This window comes from Paenibacillus sp. RC334 (genome assembly GCF_030034735.1).
In the GTDB taxonomy this organism is placed as follows: Bacteria; Bacillota; Bacilli; order Paenibacillales; family Paenibacillaceae; genus Paenibacillus; species Paenibacillus terrae_A.
Genome location: NZ_CP125370.1, coordinates 5,476,392 through 5,501,686 on the forward strand (window position 1 = coordinate 5,476,392; position 25,295 = coordinate 5,501,686).

A 25,295-nucleotide genomic window follows, 5' to 3' on the forward strand; every position below is an offset into this window, starting at 1 on the left:
CCTCGCTGTCTTGTGCAGCGGGCTTATTTTGTTTGACTTGTTTTGTTTGACAACTTTTCAAAAAAACTTTTACGAAAACAGGGCAACTTTTACTGTTGCTGTTGCGTCTAACCAATATAAGCACATCTGCTAATATCCCTCCAAACGTGTTGGATTTTGTAGGCATTAATGTTACTCTAGTCTATGAACTAGGCTATAATTCTTAAATAAAGGGGTAGACCAACGAATGAAATCATTGAAATCTATGAAAAAGCCTGTCATCATCACTGCCGTATCCGCCTTGGCCATATCGGGGGCTCTTTTCAGCCAATCCACATATGCCGCGCAAGTGACTAAGCCGATCCAAGCAGTTTATAACAATATCAAAATCATCTACAACGGAACTGAGGTTCCTTATGATGCAAAAACAGAACCATTTATGCTGGATGGCGTGACTTATCTCCCGCTTCGTCTGGCAGGTACAGCTTTGGATAAAAAAGTAGATTGGGACGGTACCAACAAACGCGTAGTCATTGCTGACAAAGGCGTTCCGATTGATCAATCTACAGTTACAGCATTGAACAACCAGATTACGACGCTGACTCAGGAACTGAACACAGCGAAAGCAGCGAACACAACTAAAGACGCTACCATCGCTCAATTGCAAAAAGACAATCAGACGCTAAAAGATGACGCAAACAAAAGCAGCTCTAGCTCCTTGAAGGATCTTCAAAAGGAACTGAACGATGATCACAGTGATGCCTATAGCACTAATTCTGATATCTCGCTCAGTGGCGACAAAAACGATATTACGGTGACCATCGAAATGACAAAGACCAGATGGACAGACCTATCCGACAGCAGAAAAGAGAGCTACCTTGAAGACATCGTGGAAGATATTTTGAAAGAGTATAAAAATGCTGATATTGAGGGTACGGTTAGAAACTCCAGTAATAACGATAAATTGGCGAGCTTTACAACCAACAGCAAAGGCGATGTTACGATTAAAAAAATAGGTACATCTTTCGACGCAAGCACGATCCAACGTTCTTTGTTTGATAGATACAGCAACTACGCCGGGTACGGCTTTGATTTCAGCGTAAGAGGCGACAGCAGTAAAGCTACGGTGGATGTGTATGTAAATTCGGATGATTGGAATAAACTTTCGAACAATCAAAGAAGTACCCTGACAGATGGCATTATTGATCAGCTAAAAGATAGAGAATCCATTGACAGAGTGGAAGGGTACATCCGTAATAAAGGGAACAGTAGCCAAATCGCTACCTTCTAAGGATTGCTTGTTTGTTTACAGCATACGGGGAAAGATCTTTTATAATTAGCTAATTTCCCTGTACGTTATTTACGAGCGCGAGCAAAAAGAGACCGGATCCTTAAAGATCCGGTCTCTTTTTGCTTATATTCCCAGAGGTGACCCGCACAAATCACCATTCACTCTATTCAACAAGCCGTCCCACTGAAATAATACACTGCACTTTCTCACTCGATTTACCAAAGTCACGTTTTAACATCAGTTGTTCATTCGAACGAAAAAGCTATTTTCCCTGTCTCTTTTTTTCATAACTGCAACCTTCGATAGTCTGAACAATTATTGAATCAATCTGCCTACGGAAGTAATATATTTTATATAATCTTTATCCGCATCGGTTGTATCAATATTTTGGGTATAAATCAAATTACCATGGCTGGTGATTTTAACTTTATAATTCATATTGAATTTAGAATAAGGATTTACACTATAGGTCCCTTTGCTATAAACAATCATAGGATTAAAGTCGATTTGCCTGGAAGCAGGTGATAAGCCGCCCTCGTACATAGCATAAATATCCAGTATGCCTTTCTTGCGATCCCAATCAAAGGAAGTAAGATCAAATGCATTCGCGTCAATGACCTGAGCCAAGTCTTGTCCCTTAAAATTCATAAGAACTGGACTTTCCGTAAAGCTATCATGCCTTAGTTTCAATAAGCCCCGCTTGGAATCCCACTCCATCTTCGCATCTGTATCTTTCAACAGGACGGATACCGGCAAAAACATCGCATTGCTTTTCATGATGGGGACTGTGTCCATTGTCATGGGTTCGCCGTTAACCGATATTTCGGGTGATCCGATCGTTGCCGTTACATTACGGCCCAACAGATCAACAGAAGCGGTTTTGCTCGCTGCATTGTAAGTTACTTTACCACCCAATATATCCTTAGCCGCTTGGAGCGGTATAAGCAGTCTGCCCTTCTTATCCACAAAGGGTGATGCAGGGTAGGTGTATAAAACGTAATGATCATTGACCTTCAAGTGTATGTGCGTTTGTCCTTGAGCTTGCGCTGATGTCAAATTCGTGTTAGTAGCACCCAAACTCAATAAAATTATAAAGCAGATTAATAATCTAATTTCCATAATGCCCTCCTAGTTATTTTTTCGTAAGTAGTCTACTCCTACAAACATAGAATTTCAACCAAAATTTATAATATTTACCTCAATAAAGAATATTTATTTTTACACATAATGATGTATAGAAGGTTCAATTACATAACAAAAAGAGAGCGCCGTTCAGCGCTCTCTTCGAATAAAGCATATAAAATGTAAGGAATATTAATAGGCCAATGCAAAAAGTCCTTTGATGTGGGACAGGTAACGGATGTTACTGCCTTCCTTCATCAAAGTGGCTACAGCGCCTTTCAGTTGGGTGCCATTCGCACCAACCGTACCGATCGCGTCTGTTCTGCCCAAGCTGCCCAGCGTACCGGAGAACACTGGTGTGAAGCGTTCCATTTTCGCTCCGTTGAAGTAAGCAAAAATGTTGTAACCAACCGTTTCGCCCATTTGCCAAGCCAACTGTGCAGTTGGAGGGTATGGACGCTCGCCTTCATCTGGGAACACCACTGCGCTGTCGCCAGCGAGGAAGATGTCTTCATGGGAAGTGGATTGCAGTGCACCGTTCACGGTTGCGCGGCCACGGTTCACTTCGATACCGGATGCGCCAACCAGTGCGTTGCCTTGTACGCCGCCTGTCCAGATCAGGGTGTTCGTTTGGATCGAACGTCCGTCTTTGAGCAGAACTTCGTCGGCTTTCATTTCTGTAATTGGAACACCGGCTACGATTTGAACGCCACGTTTTTCAAGGCTTGTTACTGCACGATCAACCAGTGCTTGAGGGAAGCCTGCCAAAATAGATGGTCCAGCTTCTACGCAATACAGGTTAATATCTTCGTAGTTAATGCCTTTTTCACGACAAACCGCAGGCAGCTTGTCAGCATATTCGCCCACCAGCTCGACACCAGTCAGACCGCCACCACCGATAACGATTGTAGCGTCCGCTTTGTTGCCGGATTGCTTGTAAGCATCCAGACGAGCTTCTACGTGTGCGCGAATGCGATTCGCTTCTGCCACTGATTTCAGCGTGAAGCTGTGTTCTTGCAGCCCCGGAATACCGAAGTAAGCCGTTTCGCTGCCCAGGGAAATGACGAGAGCATCATAGCTCAACGTAGCGCCACTGGCCAGAGTTACTTTTTTATCATCCGGTTTGATTTCCGAAACCGTATCCACTTTCAGGATAATTTCTTTGTTACGCAGCAGTTTCTCCAAAGGAAGCGCAACAGCTTTCTCGGCAATTGTACCTGCCGCCAAACGGTGCAGCTCCGTAATAATTTGGTGAGACGCAAAGCGGTTTACCACTGTAATGGTTGCTTGGCTAGCGTCCAGATGCTGGCGTGCTGTCAGAGCGGCCAGCAAGCCGCCGTATCCGCCGCCCAAGATCAAAATTTGCTTCGACATGTCCATCCTCCGTTCTTGATCAGGTAATTATTTGCTCTCGCGTTGGCGCTCATTCAGAATATCCAGGAAAGCCTGGCTGAAACGCAGCGTTTTTTGTACATTTGGATCTTTAAGCATTTTGAGCAGGCCAAACAGACCTACACTGCCGTCTGTAGTTTGTACGCGGTCTCCTGCTTCAATGGCAGCAGAAGCCAAGCCTTTAGCCGACTCTGTAACAGGCTTCACAAACTCTCCCATGGAACTTTTCATATCGCCGATAAATACAGGGTCGGTTGCCAAACTACGGGCTACATCATAAGCGTCGGTCATCAAAGTAACCATCTCAGTCAACTTGGGCAGATTCTCAACCAGTACGGTCAGCGATTGCTGAACCTCCGGTTTCATCAATTGGTCCAATACATCCCGAGACTCTTTAGTAGCTTCTTGTGTTACAGCCACCTCTTGTTGGTTTTCAGACATGCGTGAACGTCCTCCTTTACTGTGAAAATAGAAGTCCATTCCTTTCTCGTAACCTGTATCCATAAACTCTAGCAATAAAACGTTCATTGAATTCACGCCCTTAAACATGCAAGAAGCACAGCTAAAACCGGCCTATACCCAATGGGGCAAGACTGATTCATCGCAAACGCCAATTGTATATGTTCAGACGGTATTCTGTTGTTACTGCTGCGGAATATCCCACGAAGCGCTCCTTCGTGACTACAACAGGCCGAAACGGAACCCTATACCTCTATATTACACTGTTTACAACACAATCGTCGAAGAAATTTTAAATTTGCACAAATTTCTACAAAATTTTTATTGTTATTTTAGATAAAAATTAGAATAAACTTAGATTTTGTCCAATTTTCCGCAAAAAAAGGGGTCATATCATAGCATGCAAGGGTAATAGAAAGAGTGAATCTCATATCGCGATCACATGAAAATCACCACAAAATATGTATACGGAGGTTTGATACGATGGCTAAAACATTTTCAGATAAGGCGGAACAACCGCATGGAAGGAATCCGGCTTTGAGGTCGAGCTGTACTCAAGACCGAGAAACCGACACCCTCAGAAGCGCCGCCCGGCTTTCATAGGGAGTCCTCAGGGGCATCGGAATCATCAGGAGATGGCAACGGCACACCAGATTCGATGAATTCATCGACATCACGGGCCGCCTTGAATTGATTGCATTCGTTGCAAGCACATACACAATTGACGGGCGTAGTGTGTCCCCCTTTGGCACGGGGCAGCAAATGATCAATGGTAGCACCATAACCCCCGCAGAAAAAGCAGGTATAGCGATCACGCTTGAGCACATATTGACGGAATTCCTTATTGCTGTAGAGTCTGCGGATGGTGTACGGATTAACAACCACTGCCATGCGCTCTCTGACCAGTGTAACCGCCAGATCAAATTCAATCTCCTGATGCCAACGTCTCCCCTGATCAGTTTTGCCCCTTAGCCGAATCATACCGTTACGGTTGAGCCGCAGAACCTTGGTATCCGCAGGCTTCAGCCTGCTGAGCAAATGTCGAACGCGCTGCCGATGACGCTCACGGGCTTTATCCGTGACTGGCTTCCTGCGTGGCGGCTGAGGCTGCACGTCAGGCTGTGCGGACGCCTCCATGCTTTGCACGACTGCCTCATCCCCAGCGCCATGCGATGCCAGGGAAGCCGTGAGGGGCTTTCTTCCCTCGCCGGAAGGAGCGGACGCAGACGCACGTTCTTGCGCCGCTAACCCCCGGCAGGAACGACAAGGACCACGCCGGGAATAAGGACCGGCCCGGCGACCGGTTCTGCGCTGAAATTCCGTTAAAGGCTTCAGCTCCTGACAATACGTACATTTTTTCATCAGCGGTTTACCCGCTTCGTTACTGATTGACTGCGATTCCGTCATGTCCGCCCCTCCTTTCCCCGTTGCTCACGTTTACCGAATACCTGAAACCCGAACCTTTGTTAAGTTAAATTCATTCTACCGTTTTCACGTTCCCTTTTCTAGCTATCGAATATATATACTCTCAAGGTATAACAAATTTTAATCATTTGGCATACGTTATACAGCGATCCCTGTTCTTCGTTCGGCAGCTTATTAACCGCCTGACGTTTAGCCCCCCTTGCTTGGTGGGTAACTTGTTATATATGAAGGAGGGACGCATGATGAAAAGGAACCATACGATGATGCAGTTTTTCGAGTGGAACGTCGAGGCTGACGGCTCCCACTGGAAGAAACTTGCCCGCCTGGCACCGGAATTGAAGGCCAAAGGAATTGACGCGATATGGATTCCACCTGTCACCAAGGGCCAATCCCCCGAGGATACGGGATACGGCGTCTATGACCTTTACGATCTGGGTGAGTTTGATCAAAAAGGTGCGGTGCGCACCAAATACGGTACAAGGGAAAATCTGCTGGAGGCTATTGCTGCCTGCGTTTGCCACGGTGTAGCCGTCTATGTCGATCTGGTCATGAACCATAAAGCTGGCGCGGATGAAACCGAAGTATTCAAGGTCGTCGAGGTCAACCCGGATAACCGCAATGAGGTCATTTCCGAGCCGTTCGATATCGAAGGCTGGACTAAATTTACGTTCCCCGGTCGTCAGGGTCAGTATTCCACATTTCAATGGAATTTTGAGCATTTTAACGGAACAGATTACGATGCAAGTCAGGACCGAACGGGAATTTATCGTATTTTAGGCAAAAACAAAAGCTGGAGCGAGCATGTAGATGATGAATTCGGTAATTATGATTATTTGATGTTCGCCAATATTGACTATAATCATCAGGAAGTGCGCAAGGAAATGATCCGCTGGGGCAAATGGCTGGTGGATACCCTGCAATGCAACGGGTTTCGGCTGGACGCAATCAAGCATATCAATCATGAATTTGTACGGGAGTTCGCGACGGAAATGATCAAAAAGCGCGGACAGGACTTTTATATGGTCGGCGAGTTTTGGAAACCCGATCTGGAATCATGTCAAAAATTTCTGGACACCATTGATTATAAAATCGACCTGTTTGACGTATCCCTCCACTACAAACTACATAGCGCTTCCTTGGGTGGAAAGGATTTCGATTTAAGCACCATTTTCGAGGATACGCTAGTCCAGACTCATCCCCTGAACTCCGTTACTTTTGTCGATAATCATGATTCCCAGCCCCATGAAGCTCTGGAATCGTGGGTAGAGGACTGGTTTAAGCCCAGCGCCTACGCGCTCATCTTGCTGCGCAAGGACGGTTACCCCTGCGTATTCTACGGCGATTACTATGGCATTCAAGGGCAAACGCCCGTGAAAGGCAAACAGGCCGAGCTGGATCCGCTCCTGTACGCCCGATATCATAAAGCCTATGGTGAGCAAAAGGATTATTTGGATGATCCCAATACGATTGGATGGGTTCGTCAGGGCGTGCCTGAACTGAAGGGCTCCGGCTGTGCCGTGGTAGTCACCAACGCCGACAACGGAGAGAAGCGTATGTTTGTGGGAAAACACCGCGCAGGAGAGCATTGGACCGATCTGACGGGCCGTCACGACCATATCGTACAGATTGAACAGGATGGCTACGGCGTATTCCCGGTTCGTGCTGGCAGTGTATCGGTGTGGGCGCTTCCCGCCGAGGATGACAGCCCGGAAGCAGACGACGACGTGGACGCTTAACTTATACCCAACCCAAAGAGGACAGGATGCGAGGATGCGCCCTGTCCTCTTTTTTTATCGAAAATCACTCCGTCACCTTGCTTTGGTTAGCCACAACCTGTTTTTTCGCCTCCACATGACTCGGATCACCAAGATAGAAGCGCCGAATGGGATCTATATGCTCGTCCAGCTCATATACCAGCGGAATGCCAGTCGGAATATTCAAATCCAGCAGTGCGGTTTCGTCCAAATTCTCCATGTACTTGATCAATGCCCGCAGGGTGTTGCCATGCGCGGAAATAATGACCCGTTCCTTTTTTTGCACCAAGGGCACAATCCGCTGCTTCCAAAACTCACCGACCCGATGCACGGTATCCTCCAAACTTTCCCCAAGCGGCAGCTCTTCCGGCTTAATGTTACGGTATCGTTCCTCCCTGTGAGGACTGCGTTCATCCTGTTCATCCAGCATGGGAGGCCGTACCGTCAGGCTGCGCCGCCAGATATGAACCTGCTCCTCGCCGTATTGGACGGCAGAATCCAGCTTGCTGAGTCCCTGAAGAGCACCATAATGGCGTTCGTTCAGTTTCCACGACTTCTGCACGGGTATCCACAAATGATCCAGCTCGTCCAAAATGTGATACAGCGTACGAATGGATCGTTTTAGCACCGAAGCGAACGCCAGATCAAACGTATACCCGGCCTCCTTGAGAATACGGCCCGCCTCTATAGCTTCATGGGTTCCCTGCTCGGTCAGGTCGACATCCGTCCAGCCTGTAAACAGATTTTGGCGGTTATATACGCTTTCTCCATGCCTCACCAGCACCACTTGATACATAGGCCCCACTCCTTTACTTACTGTCGTTATGTTTTACCTAACTTCTATGTATTTAACGTAAAATGCAGTTTTTAAACAGGTTCTTTTACTACTCGCAAAAATAGGAGGTTTCTCCATAGCCTGATCACACAAATTTGTGTGCTTTTTTTGGATAGTTTTTGTGGACAGGATTTTGCAAAATTCGATTCCAGTCGCTCCGAAGTGCAATATATAGACGAACTAGACCATCTCGATCTATATATTGTTCATTGGAAGTCGCTTATTTGATTTTTGCAAACTCCTCGGGAATGAAATACTTAAAAAATGGAACAGCAACTCAGAGTTAAAAACAAAAACAAACAACTTTGACCGATGACGAGAGCAGCTCGCAGCAGAACTTCTTTAAATCAGCTTCATCCAGAACCATTTCCCAGAGATCATCCGAGGCTTTACGGCACGTGCAGGCAGGCAAGGTACCAGTTAACCAGCGGAAACATGAACAGCCTGGTCAGAACCCTTGCGCGGTTCAATTCCGTAGCGTGCCTCATTAAGATATTGGAAGTTGATTAATCAAGGCTTTTCTATCCTTATCTTGGAAAGAGGGGATCACTTTTATTAACTCAATAAGGAAATTTATGACTGGTTTAGAGTAAAAACAAAATTTGAAAAAGAGAGTAGGTTTTGTATATGAAGAACATTAAAAAGGCTTCTTTGCTTTCGGTCTTGTCTTTAGCTGTTGCAATTCCATTAACTGCTTCTGCAGCAGCTACGACTGATGTGAATGCGCCAAAAGTGGGGGATCACGTCATTACTCCTCAGGCCACTAATAAGGTACTAGCTAAGTCTCTTGGGAATACTGACATGTCAGAGCGTTTCTACATTGATCCGGGATATGGATATGCTAGAGTGTTTGTGTCAAATGACGGGAGTGCCCCAATTAATATAACAGTAACTCAGGATCAGCTAGTGGTCCAGTTAAGATGAGTGGAAAAGTACAGCCGGGTAAAACATTTGATGAAATTAACGGAAGCGCTTGGTCTACTGGTAATTTCTATCTTAACCTTACTTCACCCGGAGGTATTATGAAGGGCGGATGTTTCATTGGGCATCCGATTCTGTACTGAATGTTTCCAGGCCATGAAAAACGGTGAGAACATGGGCAAGCGTACCGCTTGGGACAATTAGCATTGAGAAAGTGAGCAAACGCCAGCTTCTTGTGGTTTAATCGTTCATTTTCCGGTTTCTACCGATTTTTGCTCTTTGACGGTCATTTTCAGTAATCAGTAAAATGATCTTGTCATTCCTCTCTAGTAACTAAGTACAAATGCTTTTATGCAACAGCACAGCGTTTTGCATCCCGCTTACGGGAATAGGTCTTATTGCTGTTTCTTTTTCGGGTTTTAAATAAGCGCCTGTGTTCATTTGGTGCACATAAAGTATATAAAGCTTAATATAAAAGTCAGATATCGGTATTCTCATGCTGATAACCGTAATACATAGACAGATAAGTCGCTCAATGATGAGTGGCTTTTTTTATTGCCTTTTGAAAGGTTGAATAGGTTTTGAAGAAAGCAGCTCATACGCAGCCATGAGGTCATTCACTTCCTCCAAGGTCAATTTATTATTCTGTCCACTCTCTCCTAAATGATATATCCACCGACAACCATAGCCTTTTCTGAGTCTGTTCCATCAGATATCACACTTTGCAGTTAATAAAAAACAAATTTTATATTTTATTACATAGGAATGTATTTTTATTTTTTTCTCAAATAATTCATTTTATAGAATAATTATGAGCGTTATGTGGGATTGGGAAGAGGAATATTTTTGCATACAAAGGATGTGGCTTCTAAGGTTTCTGACTGAACATAGTGGTGATGTAACTTCTTAGTCTGATACATACGATTGTACTGATTAATTAGTTCGTCCAAAATCATAGCCTGCTCAAGTACGCAAGCATGTCCAAAACCATACTGTTCATAAAGATCATGCAATCGTTGACGTGCGCTTTCCAACTGTTGATTTATCGTTAAAGTTTCATCTATGTTCATGCCTTCAACCTCCTAATGAATTTCATTTTAGAGGATAATGAACAAATACAGCATGATCATTTTTTAGCCAAAAAGCTACAAAAAAAAGACCAGCCAAAGGCTGGCCTATGGTAATAAATCGATACTTGCTTAAAATGTCCCAATGTGTCCTTGAACTTGGATTGTGCTTGAGCTTGGGATTCCGATTGGAACTGGTAGTGCGAATACCAGTAAAAAGCTAATCGCTACAAATAGCAAAGCCGTCTTTTCGATCATTTCTTTCCCACATGTTGTACCGAACTAGTATTCCAGGTTCAGCATTTGCTCTGAAACGCTCAAACAAACCAACACAATTAGCAATAAGAAGTGCATGTTTAAGAGTAATGGCTTTTTCAAAAGCATCTATTAAACATTTGAAACCATATGAGTATCTGCCTCTATTCAGGTTGTACTTGGCTAACTTATACCAGAATCGTACATTTTCTTCGAGTATAACTTGCCGCTCTGCTAATGTACTCGTATAAGCTTGGTTTCGATAAGCTGCAATTTGGGGTTCAAAGTGCTGAAGAATATGATCAATGTCGATGTCGTATCGATTAGCTACTTCTATGACGTTTAAAAGTTCAGCAAAAATATGTTTTTCGCCTAATATGTGCTCAACGTAATCCGGTAGAACGCTAATATCTCCAGACATAAGCCTGTTTACGTAAGTATTAATTTTAGCCCATTGCTGAAATTGGTTTTTCCAATAAAGTGATTCATCGTCATTCTCTTTTACCCAACTTAGATCAGCATAACCTTGAATATGTTCTATTGCCTGTTTATGGTTTCCTTTCGCATCACAAGCATGTGCGCACATCAGTTCAGCGTAGGCTATGTATGCAAACAGTGGTCCAGAACGCAGTTTAGTTTTCGGCCTAGTTTCTTTTTTAGAGTTATGAGCCAAATTGTACTGAATCTGTCCTAATTTATACATTTGGCATGTTTGCAACAACGGAACAGCTGACAAAGTATCACAATATCTTACAGGGAGTGCATTCACATGAGAAAAACATTAGTAGTTACATTTATGCGGATGACATTTTTTAGTATTTTGAATCCGGTTTCTTTTCCTTCTTCAAATTCAACCATTGTTCCTTTCAATCACGGTGTTAACAGGTAACTGCAAAGGCCACTTGCATCAGCAGGTGGCCCTCAGCCGTCCTCTTCTCCTTATCCTGCACCTATCTGCACATGAAGTGAAACTATTCATGAATCGCAGACACTTAGTCTCTCTTACTGAATTTGGACAACAGCTCCAAAATCCGCACATACAGCCACACTAAAGTCACCAGCAATGCAAACGCGCCATACCACTCCATATATTTCGGTGCGCCTTGATCCGCTTGCTCCTCGATGAAATTAAAATCCAGCAGCAGATTCAAAGCCGCTATCACAACGATAAACAGACTGATACCGATACCAAGCCAGCCTGTCTCATGAATATACGGAACATTCATCCCGAAAAAGTTCAAAATAAAGTCGACCAGCGTCACCAGGAAAATCGCCAACGTACACAAGACAACGAAGGAGATAAAGCCCCGGGTAACCTTAATGATCCGCTGTGTATACATAAAGAGCATCAAAAACAAAATGCCCACCGTCAGCAAAATCGCATTCGCCACGATGCCGGGATAGTCATATTCCATAAAAGCTGAAATTCCGCCTAAAGCAAAACCGCTCAGAATCGCGTAAACAGGCGATAGAAACGGGGCCGATTTGGGAAAAAAGGATATAGCCAGCGCTACTCCGACCATGCCAAGTGAGCCTGCGGTGATCAAGGATAATACCTCTACTGTACCTTGGTAGGTCATATACCAGGTGATACTGCCCGCGATAATCAGCAGAACCAGCAGGAGCAGCGTTTTGTTAATCGTGCCCCCGATGGTCATGCGTTGTTCGCTAGCTTCTCTTTCATCTTCACGCACGAAGATGTCATCACGTAAAACCGGATTGCTAAAGCTCATAAAGGGGATGCTCCTTTTCGATGTGTATTTACTATGCCATATGTATATATCGGCACAACCTAAAAAAAGTTTCAGAAAATTTTCAAAGCAAAAAGCTCTAGCTCACCTTACGGCAAACTAGAGCTAGAGGAACAGATCGTTACAGCTTAAAAATCAGCTGTCGCAATCTGGATCGTACCCGTAGCTGCTCCAGCTGCGGTAGTCTGAAGAGCGGCTACCAGTAGTAAAGCAACAGCCAACGTGAGACTGTTAGTTGGAGGGATAACATAAGTGATCACGGGTGCGTTGACACGAGTAACGACAAGATTGATCGGAGCCGGACCGTTATTATTAACGGTAATTGTAGCATTCGCGCCACCGTTCAGGTTTTCAAAGTATGATTTACCAATATTAGCAGCGAGAGAATAGAATTGCTGAGGTAATAGAATCGCCATAGGATTCACCTCCCTTGCGCTTGATAGTGTATTCTATGCTTCCAATCTATGAACGCAACGTCAACTGACTCAGCAATAATACACAAATTAACAGACTCATAGATTAGAGTCCCTATACACAGGCCAAAAAAGGGTTGCCTTCTCAGATCCTTTGCAGAACCTGATCGACAACCCCTTCTTAAATAAACGAAGAAATAACCCACATCATATATCGTTAAATGTTCTTCATTTTAACTCTACTGCACATGAATACTCACTTCCTGCGGACTAAAACGAGATGGCGCGGAAACCTTCACGCGGATATTGCCAGCCTCACCCTTCGTACGAATCCAGAACGCAATACGCCCACCAATTAGCGATAGGCTGGACGGACCGATTAATTCACCCGCTCCCTCGACCTCCACGGAAACCGGATCAGCATAGAACGGCAAGACGTTGCCGTATTCATCCAGAGCATCCACTACAACTCGCGTGACATCCCAATCTCCCGCTTCCAGCACTGTATCGTCGGCAGCTACACGCAGCTCCGTGGGTACGGGATTACGGGAATAGCGTCTGCGAACGACCTCTTGACCGTCCACGTACCCGATGAACACGGCATCTTCCCACTTCATGCCCCAGTGGCCTGTCAGCTCGTCGATGACGACGGGAGGATGCGGAAGCGCCGGATACTTTTCCTGGTTTGGACGATAGACGCCCTTGCGCTCGTCACCATAAATGAATTCCACCTCATCACAATTGGTGAACACAACCAGCGGCACAACGCCCCCGATGTTCCGTTCGCCACGTGACCAGTAAGTGACTGGCTCCAAAATGACTTCCTGCTCGACCCGCTTCTGACTGCGATACACGTTCGCTGCGAATTTGGGCAGGCGGAACATATCCATGACACCGTGGTAGCAGATTTTATCGCCAGAACCAAAATCCGCGTGGGTATTGTAGTCAAAAGCGCACCAGCCAATCGCACCAGCAATACCTTCATCGGCATAGGAGGCGTTCTGGACCCGCGTATGGCGCAGCGCGTGCTCCATTACCCGTTCCTCCTGATCAAAACGTTTGGTCGGATACATATGCCCGTTATATTCCGTCACCAGATAAGGGACTGGGTGATCCAGCTTCGTGACGAGGGAAGGCTGACGCAAGCCTGTCGTTTCGCCATCTACGCCTTCTGTATCGTCGTACGTATCGAAATTGCGAATTTCCTTCGCCAAATATTTTTTATGCCCACCGTCATGAACAAAATCGTTCATCGTATACACATCTTCCAGCAGCTCGCTGCCTACAATATAGCGCACGCCGCCAGTCGCACGAGTCGGATCAAGCTTGCGTGCAAGCTCATTAGTACGTGCGTACAGCTCATGATCATCCTGCGATTCATTAATCCGCACGCCCCAGATCACAATAGACGGATGATTACGATCACAGATAATCATGTCCTCTACATCCTTTACCGCCTGTTCCTTCCACGCTTCGCCGCCGATATGCTGCCAGCCCGGAATTTCCTCAAAAACGAGCAACCCGATCTCATCGCAACGGTCCAGAAAATGACGGGACTGCGGGTAATGCGATGTCCGCACCATATTCAGGCCCAATTCCTCTTTGAGTACATCGGCATCACGGCGCTGCGCTCTTTTCGGCATGGCATAGCCGACATACGGGTAAGACTGATGGCGGTTCAAGCCGAGCAGCTTGATCTTTCGCCCGTTCAGGTAAAATCCATCCGGCTGGAATTCGGCTTCGCGGAAGCCAAAGCGCACATTCAGCCGATCCAGCTCTTCCCCGTCTCTTAGCAGCGTCAGCTCTGCTTCATACAGCTTGGGATCATCTATATCCCAAAGCTGCAGGCCGCCCAGCTCGTTCAGTTCCAGCGTCACCTCCGCTGCCGCCACTGCTGTCGGCCCGGTCTCCGCCTTCACGTTCGCTCCGTCCAGCAGTCGCAGGGCAACCGTCAAATCGTTCTCCTGATCACCAATCCCCTCCAGCTCCAAGACCACGCGTACCGCCTTGCTTGCCGCAAGCGGCTCCGGTGTTTGGAGGAATACCGTGCCGAGATGCACAGGCTCGACAACTCGCAGCTGCACCTCGCGGTAAATACCACCGTAGGTCAGATAGTCAATAACTGCCCCAAAAGGAGGGATGTCATCCCGTTCCGTGGAATCGACAATGACCGTTAGCACGTTGGAGCCGCCATATTCCGCAAGTCCGGTCAATTCAATACTGAACGGCGTGTAGCCACCTTTATGCTCCCCCGCTTTTACCCCATTCAGATATATCTCCGCATAAGTCATGACCCCTTCAAAATCGACGTACGCCCGTTTCCCCTTGGCATCCGTCGGAATGTCCAACTCCCTTTTATACGTGGAAACAAACTGAAACGCCTTGTCGTCAAAATAGTTATACGGCAGCTCTACATTGGTGTGTGGCAGCAGAATGGGCTCATACCGACTCGCATCAATTCCTGCGCTTATTTCGCTCTCAACATATTCAGGACGGTAAAACCACTGGTCATTCAACGGCAAAATGGTACGCATGGGCAGTCACCTCAACCTTTTATTTTCCAATCTGATACCATAGTAAAATATTCAAGTAAAAATAACGAGTAAAACTTAGTAAAATAAATATATTTTTAATGTAAGCATTTACAAAGTATTTGTCAATTCCGTTTTTTTCATCTGTCCATACAAAAAAACAGCCCCGGCATCCGGAGCTGTGAAGATCATGAAATACACAATGGAGCACATTTCTATATCGAAGCCGTAAACGGCGACGCACTGCTGTTACGAATCATCAGCTCGGTCGGAATGGTGACCTTGCGACCGACCTCATTTGGACCGTTGCGCACCGTATGCAGCAAGAGCTGAACGCCCGTTTCTCCCATCAATTCGGTATACGTCTTGACCGTCGTCAGCGACGGTGTCAAATATTCCGCTGTCGGAATATCATTGAAGCCGACGATTGAAATACGTTCAGGGACAGCAATTTGGTGCTGCTCCAGCGCCTTTAATACGCCAATCGCCACCGAATCGCTCGCAACAAAGAAGGCTGTAGGCAGGTTCCCTGGCCCCGCCAGAATGGCCGCTTCCATCGCACGAAAGCCGTCTGCCGCCGTTCCGCCGCACACATGAACGTCGTTCGACGAGCATAGCCCATGCTGCTCTTTATACCGCAAAAAGGTCTCATAGCGGGCATCCATCTCCGCCTGATCGGAATCATGGGCCTGCTCATCCTTACCCATGCCCACATAACCGATGTGGCGATGGCCCGCGTCCATCAAATAATCCAGCGCGTCCGCTGCAGCACGAGCGAGGTCAATGATGACATAGTCCGCCCCCGTACGCTCTACCGGGTGATCCAGAAAAACACAAGGAACAGGAAGCTCCAGCATACGCTCCACTTCCTTGCTGCTAAAGTGCCCGAGAACGATCAGCCCGTGCAGCTCTTCGGACAGTGTCTTTAGTGCGGACAGGTCTTCCCGCCGAAAAATGCGCTCCAATTGCGCTCCGCTCTGGCGGCATTCCTTTTCCACGCCGAATCGGATGGACAGATAATATGGGTCCTCCAGTTCCTGATACGCGCTAAACCAATGAACCATACCGAGCCGGATCGGCCCCTCGGCCTTTTTACGAGGCTGACGCCCGATACCGCCATTTTTACGTTTAACAGTCGTATATTTCATCCGTTCGGCAACTTCAAAAATTTTACGCCGCGTTTCCTCTGACACTGACAATGTTTCATCATAATTCAATACCCGAGAGACTGTTGATATGGAAACTTCCGCCTCCTGAGCAATATCTTTTAACGTAGGCATTGCATACTCCTTTGATGGTTTTACTCCATTTTTACGTTCTTTTACTGTTATCTTACTCGTCGTCTCTGTACAACACAAGCTGTCGTTTTAGAAGGTTAAGCCAAATTTTTCATATAACAAGTCCAATCATGATAAAATATGGTTCATATCAGAAATGACACCAAGGAGGATATACGTATGAAACAGGAACTGATTGAACGCCTGACCACTTATGTTCAGGTAGATACCCAAGCCGATGAAAGCAGCAATACTTGCCCAACCACGCCCGGACAGCTCACACTGGGCAACCTGCTGGTCAACGAACTGAAAGCCATTGGTATGGCGGACATAACTATGGACGAAAACGGTTATGTCATGGCAACCCTTCCTTCCAATACGGATAAAGAAGTTCCGGTTATCGGCTTTTTGGCCCATCTCGATACCGCTACCGAAATGACTGGCGCAGGGGTAAAGCCTCAATTGATTGAAAACTATGATGGGGGCGACATTACGCTGAATACGTCGCTGGGTGTGACACTCTCTCCGCGCGAGTTTCCCGAGCTGCCTCAATATAAAGGTCACACCCTGATCACAACGGACGGTACCACATTGCTTGGTGCAGATAACAAAGCCGGGATCGCAGAAATTATGACAGCCATACATTATCTGCTGGATCACCCGGAGATCCAGCACGGCAAGATTCGCGTCGCATTTACACCGGACGAGGAGATTGGAAGAGGACCGGAACGGTTTGATGTAGCTGCTTTTGGTGCTGAATATGCGTATACAGTCGATGGCGGGCCGCTCGGAGAACTGGAATATGAAAGCTTCAACGCCGCAGCCGCCCATATTACTATTCATGGCGTTAATGTCCATCCTGGTACAGCCAAAAACAAAATGATTAACGCCGTCAAAATTGCCATGGAGCTGAACGGACGATTGCCGGCGAATGAAGCTCCGGAATACACGGACGGATACGATGGCTTTTATCATTTGCTGGAATTTGAGGGTACGGTAGAACAAGCCAAACTGTACTATATCATCCGTGATTTTGATCGTGAAAGCTTTGAAAACCGGAAGGCTTACTTAACGAACGTGGTGAAAGAGCTGCAAGCCGCATATGGAGAAAACCGTATCGTTCTGGAGCTGAGAGATCAGTATTACAACATGAAGGAGAAAATCGAGCCCGTCAAGCACATCGTGGATGTTGCCCATGAAGCGATGACAAAGCTGGGCATTGATCCGATCATCAAGCCGATTCGCGGCGGTACAGATGGTTCACAGCTGTCCTATATGGGACTGCCTACACCGAATATTTTTACAGGTGGGGAGAACTACCACGGCAAATTCGAGTATGTCTCTGTGGACAACATGGTGCTTGCAACCAAGGTCATTGTCGAAATCGTACAATTATTCGAACAGCGCGGCGAGTGAACCGATTACAAGAAGCTTTTGCATCATCATAAAACGAAAGGGCACATCATTTCCTTGCTGGAAACGGTGTGCCTTTTTTCTGAAACTCTCATACTCGTTAAAATTTTCAGTACTTTTATTACTTTTATCATTCTAAAGACCGATAATAAATATATAACTATAAAAAATATATTTAGTAAAGAAAGGTAGGTAATCTATTTGAATACAGTAGATGCATTAATTGCATCCATTTCCTACATACAACAGATTATGCGTGAGAAGGTAACCCTTTGCCTCTTTGACCGTACTCATGTACTGGCTTATAGCGAGTCGGAGGGGATGGAGCTCGGCTTTGAAGTCGGCTCAGAGCTGCTCAAGGGCTACCAAAATTTTTCCATGCTTAAAAATGGGCGTGAGCCCAGCCTGACCCACGTTCCTGCTGAACTGCTGGGGTATCCTCTTGATATGGTCAGTATTCCTGTGTTTGACGAAAATGGCGAGGTCGTTGCAGCATTTGCTGCTTCCTATAATTTGACTAACAAGAATCAGTTGGATCAAATCGTCACTGAGAACCTTTCCATCACCGAGCATCTCATTGACATGGTGCAGCATGTAGCAGCGCATTCCGAGGAGCTACAGGCTACCAGTGAGCAGATTTTGAAGAATACCCAAATTGCCGTACAAAACTCGGGTAAAATCAATCAGGTCGCTGTATTCATCAAAGAAATCTCCGACCAAACCAACCTGCTTGGATTAAATGCTGCCATTGAAGCGGCACGTGTCGGAGAAGCAGGAGCAGGCTTTGGTATCGTCGCTCAAGAAGTGCGTAAGCTCTCGGTAGAATCCAAAAAAGCGACAGTTGACATTGAAGCGGCTCTCAAGGATGTACAAAACTCCGTTCGTCAGATGGAAGAGGAAATTGAGCAAATTGTTGCTTCTTCGCAGGAGCAAGCGACGCTCGTAAACTCTTTTACCGAAATAATGGAGCGTATGCAACAAGCGAGTGAAACGATGCAGCATCTGGCGAAGAACTTGACTTCCTATATCGTAAAATAACATAGTTTACACATGAGGAGTTTGCAAAATCCTGACATGAAAAAGGGAGCCACTTATCGCATCATTTCACATGCGTTAAAGTACGCTCCCTTTATTTACAAAATCCCTGCCGGGACTTATCAATCCAATCAAGTTTAAACAGTAACAGAGAACACCCCATGATTGGCAGGATTCACGGGGTCTAGCTCACCCAGTACAGTTCCCGCCGGAATCACAATACTAAGAAACACCAAGACCATAGTTACCGAGATTAAAGCCTTTTTCATTATGAAGCCCCCTTAATAAAATGGTTTGATATTGCTCTTGCTGTGACGATGTTGCCAAATCTCGATAAGCCTCAAACAGAGCGACCAGTGTCCTGAAATCGGCATCTGCTTCTACACTAACAGAGAATTGCAGAGAAGCAAGGACATAATTTAACGCAACCGTGTACTGCTCCTGTTTGAAATAATAAATGGCTAATTGGTTAACCAGCTTTAAATAATATACGCGGTTTCCTCTATCTTCATAACCTTCAAATATCTCAATATCATGGGCAAAGTCATTCAGCAGATCGTCAATATTCCAATTATTCAAATTAGCTGCTTCGGCAATACCGACCAATCCTGGAAGCAGTTCCTCATCATTGGCGTGAAGAAATTGAACATATTCGGGCAGAAGCTCCCGTTTTCCCGAAAGCAATTCAATCGTGTACAGGTTGGCCTTGGCGAGAAAACGAAATCTTTCCACTTCTTCATGGCCGCTCTCATCCAGCCCCATAAACCAACCCATTTCGCCGTACTTCATAATATATTCTCTGGCTTCTTGATACTTACCCTTATTCTGAAAATAAATAGATTTAGCCAAATAACTGTATGCATAATAAAATACCAATGGATGTTTGGTATTCAATATCTCGTGCTTGCCGTCCGCAGCATTTCTCAGTTGGATGTGATACAGGCTTTCAGCCAAAGCATGCAGATAGTCTGCAACCTTGTTCGCTTCATCCCAATCGTTATGTGTGTAGCTGATTCTAAACAACTCACAAGCCTTGTCGAGTTCGTGGCTGTCCGACAACAAATAAATAGCTTCCCTTTGATTCAGGACCTCTTCCACTAAAACCCGCCTCCCTATCCTGAAAATGACGTTTACCCATGTATTCTCATCAGGAGCATCCGCGTTGTCATTCCTCTAGCATACCAGTATATTACAAATATAGACAAAAGCTAACTTGAAGTCAATTCAATCATAGATATGCAGTTTCTTTTGCAACCTAACATAGTCATGTATGGTTTATAGCCGATGAATAAATGAATCCTGCTATAGAAATAATCCATAACAAAGATGTGAATCAGGCCCTCCAAAGGAGGTCAAAAAGAAGTCATAGTATCGTCAGGGTAACTACGTTACGAAATAGTGCGTACTTTTCAATCGGATACCGGGGGCTTACAATCAAACCTGTGCATGAAACCAAAGTATTCACAGCACTCAACAGAGCATGTACCTGTTCATCCAATACAAATTCACTAAAGGAGTGAAGTTAATAACATGGAACTTCAATTGGCTTTAGACTTAGTAGATATCCCGCAAGGCATTGCATTGGTAAAAGAAGTAGAATCGTATATTGATATCGTAGAAATCGGTACGCCGATTGTCATTAATGAAGGACTTCATGCGGTAAAAGCAATGAAAGAAGCATTCCCGAATCTGAAAGTGCTGGCTGACCTGAAAGTTATGGATGCAGGCGGTTACGAAGTGATGAAAGCTTCCGAAGCTGGCGCAGATATCGTTACGATTCTGGCTGTAGCTGAAGATGCAACGATCAAAGGTGCGGTAGAAGAAGCGAAAAAACAAGGCGGCAAAAAAATCCTGGTGGACATGATCGGTGTTAAAAACCTGGAGCAACGCGCGAAAGAAATCGACGCTCTCGGCGTAGACTACATCTGCGTGCATACAGGCTACGATCTGCAAGCTGAAGGACAAAGCCCGTTCGAAGCACTGCAAACGGTTAAAAAAGTCGTGAAAAACTCCAAAACAGCGGTTGCTGGCGGCATTAAGCTGAGCACACTGGCTGAGGTAGTTAAGGCTCAACCGGATCTGGTTATTGTGGGCGGCGGGATCACTGGCGAGGACGACAAAAAAGCCGTTGCTTCCCAAATGCAGCAGCTCATTAAACAAGGTTAATTCCAATGGAAACCTCTCAATATTTATCCGAGGTGCTCAAGGAGCTGCAATGGGTTCCACAGCTAGTCAGTGATGAGGAATCAGAGCAACTGATCCAGTCCATTGCCTCAGCGAATAAGGTGTTTGTCGCAGGCGCAGGCCGTTCCGGGTTCATGATCCGTTCGCTGGCGATGCGGCTGATGCATATGGGTGTTCAGGCTTATGTGGTCGGGGAAACGGTAACTCCCGGCTTGGGCGAAGGCGACTTGCTGATTATCGGTTCAGGCTCTGGTGAAACCAAAAGTCTGACCTCGATGGCAGAAAAGGCGAAAAAGCTGGGGGCTTCTCTGGCACTTCTGACCACTTCCCCTGGATCGACCATTGGCAAGCTGGCTGATATTATCGTCAAGCTTCCAGGCGCACCCAAGGACCCATCCAACAAGGATTACCAAACCATTCAGCCCATGGGTTCACTATTTGAGCAAACCTTGCTGCTGTATGGCGATGCATTGGTGCTCAAAACGATGGAGCTACGCAAGCTGACTTCTGAATCTATGTTTGGTCAACACGCCAATCTGGAGTAGAGTCGCTATACTTTTACGATAACCAGGCAGGCCGTCTTTTACATGTCACATGAACATACGAAGACGGCCTGTTTTTCTGCGCTATAAAGTCGGAAGGTCCATCGCTTTACTATGCTGCTATTCGTTTCTCCCCGCAGGCAAGGGTGGTACTTTGGACGGGTCAACAAGCGCCCAATAGGCATATTTGGCCTTTAACCGTTCGTCGAACAGCAGCGGCTTATCCAGCCGGGCAATCGGGAACATACTGAGCCACGTATTTCCATCATCCGTACCCCAAATCGTCACATTACTGATATGCTCCTGCTGCCTTGAAAACATATCGAACAACGCCCGATAGCGGTAAGCCTGCCGGATCAGCATGGCTTCAGGTATCGTTTCGTAGCGATCTGTATCATTAGAATACAGGCCCATATCCAGCTCCGTAATCTGATTATCCAGGCCGAGCGAAGCAAACTTTTCAATGGACTGCTCAATCTCGCCAACAGCAGGAAACTCCAGTCGGATATGTGATTGGTGACCTACGCCATCGATCGGTACACCTTTAGCGAGCAAATCACGCACTAAATTGTATAGAAAATCCCGTTTCTTCGGTTCATGCGTGTTGTAATCGTTAATGAACAGTCGGGCGTTCGGACCTGCCGCTTCCCTCGTGACACGGAATGCTTTGTCAATATAATCCGTGCCGGTAATCTGATACCACTTGCTGCGGCGCATACCGTCCGGCTGGTCGGGATCAATGACTTCATTCACCACATCCCAGTCGGTGATTGCATTTTTATAACGGGCTGCAACAGCACGAATATGCGTCTCCAGCCGATCCAGCAAAAGCTTTTTATTTTCCGCGGTCGGTGTCATCGGCTGTCCATTCTTATCCTTAAACATCCAGTCCCCGGTCTGGTTATGCCACACCAGTGTATGGAAACGGATAGCAATCCCATGCTGCTGTGCAAATTGCACAATCCGGTCTGCTTCTTCCCAATGGAACTGTCCTTCGGACGGCTGCAAGGAGATCGGCTTCATCGCATTTCCGGCGGCGACGCTGTTAAAATGCTTCTGCACCAGTTCCCCGTAAGCCCCTTCTGTCTGGAAAGCTTCAATAGCCGTACCGAGGCTGAACTGTCCCTGATACAATCCATGCAAAGAGGGAATGTCCTTCTCAATAGCCAGCGGCGGCACAAGCGACAGCTCGAAATCATCCATGTAAAAGGAAGCCTTACCTTCTGCCGTTTCAAAATACATAGAGACGGTATCTGCCTCATGCGCGAGAGTATACGTTCCGGACAAATGCGTCCATCCCCCAGTTGTGATAGCCGTGTTGCCTACCACAGTTTCATACGTACTTTCACCTTGATGATCGCGCTGCACGCTGAGCCGCACCTTGGCAGGCTGCTGCTCGCTCGGTGCCAGCTTTACCCAAGCGCTGACCATGTAACGGCTGCCTTTTTGCACCGTAGCAGTCACGTCCAGCTTTGGCCCGGCATATGTTTGTTGTCTGCCTGTCGTCAACAGACTGTACGATCCGGTTCGTGCATCGACATTCGACACCTGCACCGTCTCGGTACCCATACGGGATACCCAGCCTTGAGCCGTACCATCTTCGAAACCGGATACGATACCACTTGTCGGCTCCGTTGGCGTTTCTGATACCTGCCTGATTTCCACCTCATCCAGATAATAGGCCTGCGCGGGATTCGAGCTTTCCACATACAGCTTCAATGCATCCATCCCCCCGGTGAACGTATATGTTCCTTGAAGTTTGACCCACGATGTATCCATCGTCTCCTTCTGCGCAATCGTTTTCCATGTCGTAGCCCCGCCTGTCGGCTGCTGCTCCATCGTAAACTTAATCAAGCTCGGCGTCGTAGAATTGCCGTCCAGCTTCACATAGCCGCTAATCTCATATTCCACACCCGGCTGCAACAGCGACTTCACAGCCAACTCCGCACCGTTCCAAACCTCCGTGCGAGCGGTTACCTTCAGGCTGTGTACGCTGCCATATGCAGCTTCTGAGACGGATGCGATTTGGGTATAAGTCCCTCGAGGCTTCCAGCCCTCACCGTTGCCTTGCTCAAATCCATACGTCCCGATGGTCTTATTCACACTTCCAGTCGGCAGAACCGTATCCGCAACTGGCGGGGAATGTTCCACAGTTGGGGTCGCCTCCGCTACAGACGGGCCCCACCACCCCACTGGCAATAACAGCACCCCGACCAGCACCAGACCAAAAGATTTGTACAAAAATGACCTCAACACAATCCCTCCCATGCCCATATTTTCAAAATATAAGAAAGTGAGTTTCACACATTTCCGGTCCTTGCTTATCCCTTGACACCACCCAAAGTCATACCCTTCACAAAATATTTTTGCAAAAAAGGGTAAACTAAAATAATAGGCACAGACGCCACAATCGTCATCGTGGCACGAATGGAAGTAGGAGTGACCGACTTCGCCAGATTTTCCGAGCCTGCGAATTGGCTGGCATAATCCTGAGCGTTCACGGACGTGTTGGAATTTTGCAATATTTTCATCAGCTCATACTGGAGGGTGCTCCACTGCTCATACGACGAATTGTACAAAAATACATCGAACCAGGAGTTCCATTGCGCCACCGCCGTGAACAGCGACACCGTTGCCAGCACCGGGACACACAGCGGCAAAACGATACGCATAAAAGTCGCAAATTCGCCCGCCCCATCTATACGCGCCGACTCCAAAATCCCTTCCGGTAAGCCTTCAATAAAGGAGCGAATCACAATCACATTGAACACCCCGATCAGCCCAGGCACGATATACACCCAGAAGCTTCCAAGCATCCCCAGCTCACGAATCAGGAGAAAGTTTGGAATCAATCCACCGTTAAAATACATCGTCAAAATAAAAGCAATCGAGACAAATTTGCGCAGCACATACTCCGGCCGACTGATCGTATACGCCACCATCGCACAACAAAACACCGAGGTCACCGTACCCGTCACCGTACGCAGCACAGAAATTAACGTGGCATGAAAAATCGTCGCTTCCTTGAATATAAATTCGTAATTACTCCACGTAAATTCACGCGGCCACAAATAAATACCACCCCGAATCGAATCATTCGCTTCATTCAGCGAAACCGCCAGCGTATTCAAAAATGGATACAGCGTGAACACCATCAGACATAGCATAAATACAATATTGCACGCATCAAACATCCGATCCGATGGCGCCCGAAACCGCCCATGCAACGCTTTTCCTTTGCCCATAACTCCCTCTCCTTTCTAAAAAATAGCTTAAGCACTCTAGTTCGATTAATTGTTATTGGAGCTGTTGGTACTGTTATTTGGAACGGTTATATGAGTAGTTAGATGTGTGGCAATTTGAGTGGATTATTGCGGATTATTATCTCTATTAGAAGTTGTAATTCAGTTCGTCCATAAGGCCTTGGTAAGGTCCGCGAAGCGGCCTGTTAAAAATCCACTGACCTGCACCTGTAATATGCATGAACACGCACCTTCTGTTATCACCACCACTAGCTCAGTCCTAAAAACAAGCGATAGCGAAGCTGAGCCATCCATCATGACGCAGTTACCCAAGGGAGCGCGAGCACGCGCCTTCCCTCAAGTTCTCCCCCTGCCACCACTCTCAGTTCTTAAAAAAAGTGACTTTA

The 25,295-nt window shown here is 46.5% G+C and carries 20 protein-coding genes and 1 pseudogene; 7 read left to right on the top strand and 14 right to left on the bottom strand.

Annotated elements, in window-relative coordinates; translation table 11 throughout:
- The first annotated feature begins 226 nt into the window (after window positions 1-226).
- Window positions 227-1,270, top strand: a complete 1,044-nt coding sequence (locus QMK20_RS25170) for a stalk domain-containing protein (protein WP_283653761.1) — start codon at window positions 227-229, stop codon at window positions 1,268-1,270.
- A gap of 315 nt (window positions 1,271-1,585) precedes the next feature.
- Here the strand turns inward: QMK20_RS25170 and QMK20_RS25175 are convergent, their stop codons facing one another.
- From QMK20_RS25175 to QMK20_RS25190, 4 genes are all read right to left on the bottom strand, one after another.
- The gene (locus tag QMK20_RS25175) at window positions 1,586-2,389 is read right to left on the bottom strand and encodes a copper amine oxidase N-terminal domain-containing protein (RefSeq protein ID WP_283653762.1); all 804 of its coding nucleotides are present in this window, start codon (window positions 2,387-2,389) and stop codon (window positions 1,586-1,588) included.
- A gap of 195 nt (window positions 2,390-2,584) precedes the next feature.
- Entirely contained in the window at window positions 2,585-3,766 is a 1,182-nt protein-coding gene (locus QMK20_RS25180; RefSeq protein WP_283653763.1) for an NAD(P)/FAD-dependent oxidoreductase, read from the bottom strand.
- A gap of 27 nt (window positions 3,767-3,793) precedes the next feature.
- Window positions 3,794-4,225 carry a DUF1641 domain-containing protein gene (locus QMK20_RS25185; protein ID WP_044644287.1) on the bottom strand — a complete coding sequence of 144 codons (432 nt, stop codon included), beginning with the start codon at window positions 4,223-4,225 and terminating at the stop codon, window positions 3,794-3,796.
- Window positions 4,226-4,840: 615 nt separating this feature from the next.
- Complete coding sequence (locus QMK20_RS25190; RefSeq protein WP_283653764.1) at window positions 4,841-5,650, bottom strand: HNH endonuclease; 810 nt, start codon at window positions 5,648-5,650, stop codon at window positions 4,841-4,843.
- Between the two features lie 260 nt (window positions 5,651-5,910).
- Between QMK20_RS25190 and QMK20_RS25195 the strand changes: the two genes are divergently transcribed.
- Entirely contained in the window at window positions 5,911-7,404 is a 1,494-nt protein-coding gene (locus tag QMK20_RS25195; protein ID WP_283656342.1) for an alpha-amylase, read from the top strand.
- Between the two features lie 64 nt (window positions 7,405-7,468).
- On the opposite strand, the gene gpmA is transcribed toward QMK20_RS25195, so the two are convergent.
- Entirely contained in the window at window positions 7,469-8,218 is a 750-nt protein-coding gene (gene gpmA / locus QMK20_RS25200; protein ID WP_283653765.1) for a 2,3-diphosphoglycerate-dependent phosphoglycerate mutase, read from the bottom strand.
- 666 nt (window positions 8,219-8,884) lie between these two features.
- On the opposite strand from gpmA, the gene QMK20_RS25205 reads away from it, so the two are divergent.
- A complete protein-coding gene (locus QMK20_RS25205) occupies window positions 8,885-9,181 on the top strand; it encodes a hypothetical protein (protein ID WP_283653766.1) in 297 nt (98 codons plus the stop codon).
- A gap of 815 nt (window positions 9,182-9,996) precedes the next feature.
- Here the strand turns inward: QMK20_RS25205 and QMK20_RS25210 are convergent.
- From QMK20_RS25210 to QMK20_RS25235, 6 genes and pseudogenes are all read right to left on the bottom strand, one after another.
- Window positions 9,997-10,248, bottom strand: coding sequence for an aspartyl-phosphate phosphatase Spo0E family protein (locus tag QMK20_RS25210; RefSeq protein WP_283653767.1), 252 nt, complete (start codon window positions 10,246-10,248; stop codon window positions 9,997-9,999).
- Between the two features lie 217 nt (window positions 10,249-10,465).
- Window positions 10,466-11,206 (bottom strand): annotated as a pseudogene (locus QMK20_RS25215) (transcriptional regulator); the annotation flags it as partial.
- Between the two features lie 286 nt (window positions 11,207-11,492).
- A complete protein-coding gene (locus QMK20_RS25220; RefSeq protein WP_283653768.1) occupies window positions 11,493-12,233 on the bottom strand; it encodes a Bax inhibitor-1/YccA family protein in 741 nt (246 codons plus the stop codon).
- Window positions 12,234-12,379: 146 nt separating this feature from the next.
- The gene (locus tag QMK20_RS25225) at window positions 12,380-12,667 is read right to left on the bottom strand and encodes a hypothetical protein (RefSeq protein ID WP_044644281.1); all 288 of its coding nucleotides are present in this window, start codon (window positions 12,665-12,667) and stop codon (window positions 12,380-12,382) included.
- A 236-nt stretch (window positions 12,668-12,903) separates the two neighbouring features.
- Entirely contained in the window at window positions 12,904-15,198 is a 2,295-nt protein-coding gene (locus QMK20_RS25230; RefSeq protein ID WP_283653769.1) for a glycoside hydrolase family 2 protein, read from the bottom strand.
- A gap of 212 nt (window positions 15,199-15,410) precedes the next feature.
- Complete coding sequence (locus QMK20_RS25235; protein WP_283653770.1) at window positions 15,411-16,475, bottom strand: LacI family DNA-binding transcriptional regulator; 1,065 nt, start codon at window positions 16,473-16,475, stop codon at window positions 15,411-15,413.
- A 177-nt stretch (window positions 16,476-16,652) separates the two neighbouring features.
- Here QMK20_RS25235 and pepT point away from each other — a divergent pair, with 177 nt between their 5' ends.
- Window positions 16,653-17,888, top strand: coding sequence for a peptidase T (gene pepT, locus QMK20_RS25240; RefSeq protein ID WP_283653771.1), 1,236 nt, complete (start codon window positions 16,653-16,655; stop codon window positions 17,886-17,888).
- Window positions 17,889-18,086: 198 nt separating this feature from the next.
- A complete protein-coding gene (locus QMK20_RS25245; RefSeq protein WP_283653772.1) occupies window positions 18,087-18,923 on the top strand; it encodes a methyl-accepting chemotaxis protein in 837 nt (278 codons plus the stop codon).
- A gap of 219 nt (window positions 18,924-19,142) precedes the next feature.
- Here the strand turns inward: QMK20_RS25245 and QMK20_RS25250 are convergent, their stop codons facing one another.
- Window positions 19,143-20,018 carry a DNA-binding protein gene (locus QMK20_RS25250; RefSeq protein WP_283653773.1) on the bottom strand — a complete coding sequence of 292 codons (876 nt, stop codon included), beginning with the start codon at window positions 20,016-20,018 and terminating at the stop codon, window positions 19,143-19,145.
- Between the two features lie 432 nt (window positions 20,019-20,450).
- On the opposite strand from QMK20_RS25250, the gene hxlA reads away from it, so the two are divergent.
- Both hxlA and hxlB read left to right on the top strand, forming a co-directional pair.
- Window positions 20,451-21,086: a 3-hexulose-6-phosphate synthase gene (hxlA, locus tag QMK20_RS25255; RefSeq protein ID WP_044644275.1), complete on the top strand. Its 636-nt coding sequence runs from the start codon at window positions 20,451-20,453 to the stop codon at window positions 21,084-21,086.
- 5 nt (window positions 21,087-21,091) lie between these two features.
- The gene (gene hxlB / locus QMK20_RS25260) at window positions 21,092-21,649 is read left to right on the top strand and encodes a 6-phospho-3-hexuloisomerase (protein ID WP_283653774.1); all 558 of its coding nucleotides are present in this window, start codon (window positions 21,092-21,094) and stop codon (window positions 21,647-21,649) included.
- 117 nt (window positions 21,650-21,766) lie between these two features.
- On the opposite strand, the gene QMK20_RS25265 is transcribed toward hxlB, so the two are convergent.
- A complete protein-coding gene (locus QMK20_RS25265) occupies window positions 21,767-23,914 on the bottom strand; it encodes an endo-1,4-beta-xylanase (protein ID WP_283658044.1) in 2,148 nt (715 codons plus the stop codon).
- 53 nt (window positions 23,915-23,967) lie between these two features.
- Window positions 23,968-24,891 (bottom strand): carbohydrate ABC transporter permease, encoded by a 924-nt coding sequence (locus tag QMK20_RS25270; RefSeq protein ID WP_283653776.1) that lies wholly within the window; start codon window positions 24,889-24,891, stop codon window positions 23,968-23,970.
- Window positions 24,892-25,295 lie beyond the last annotated feature (404 nt).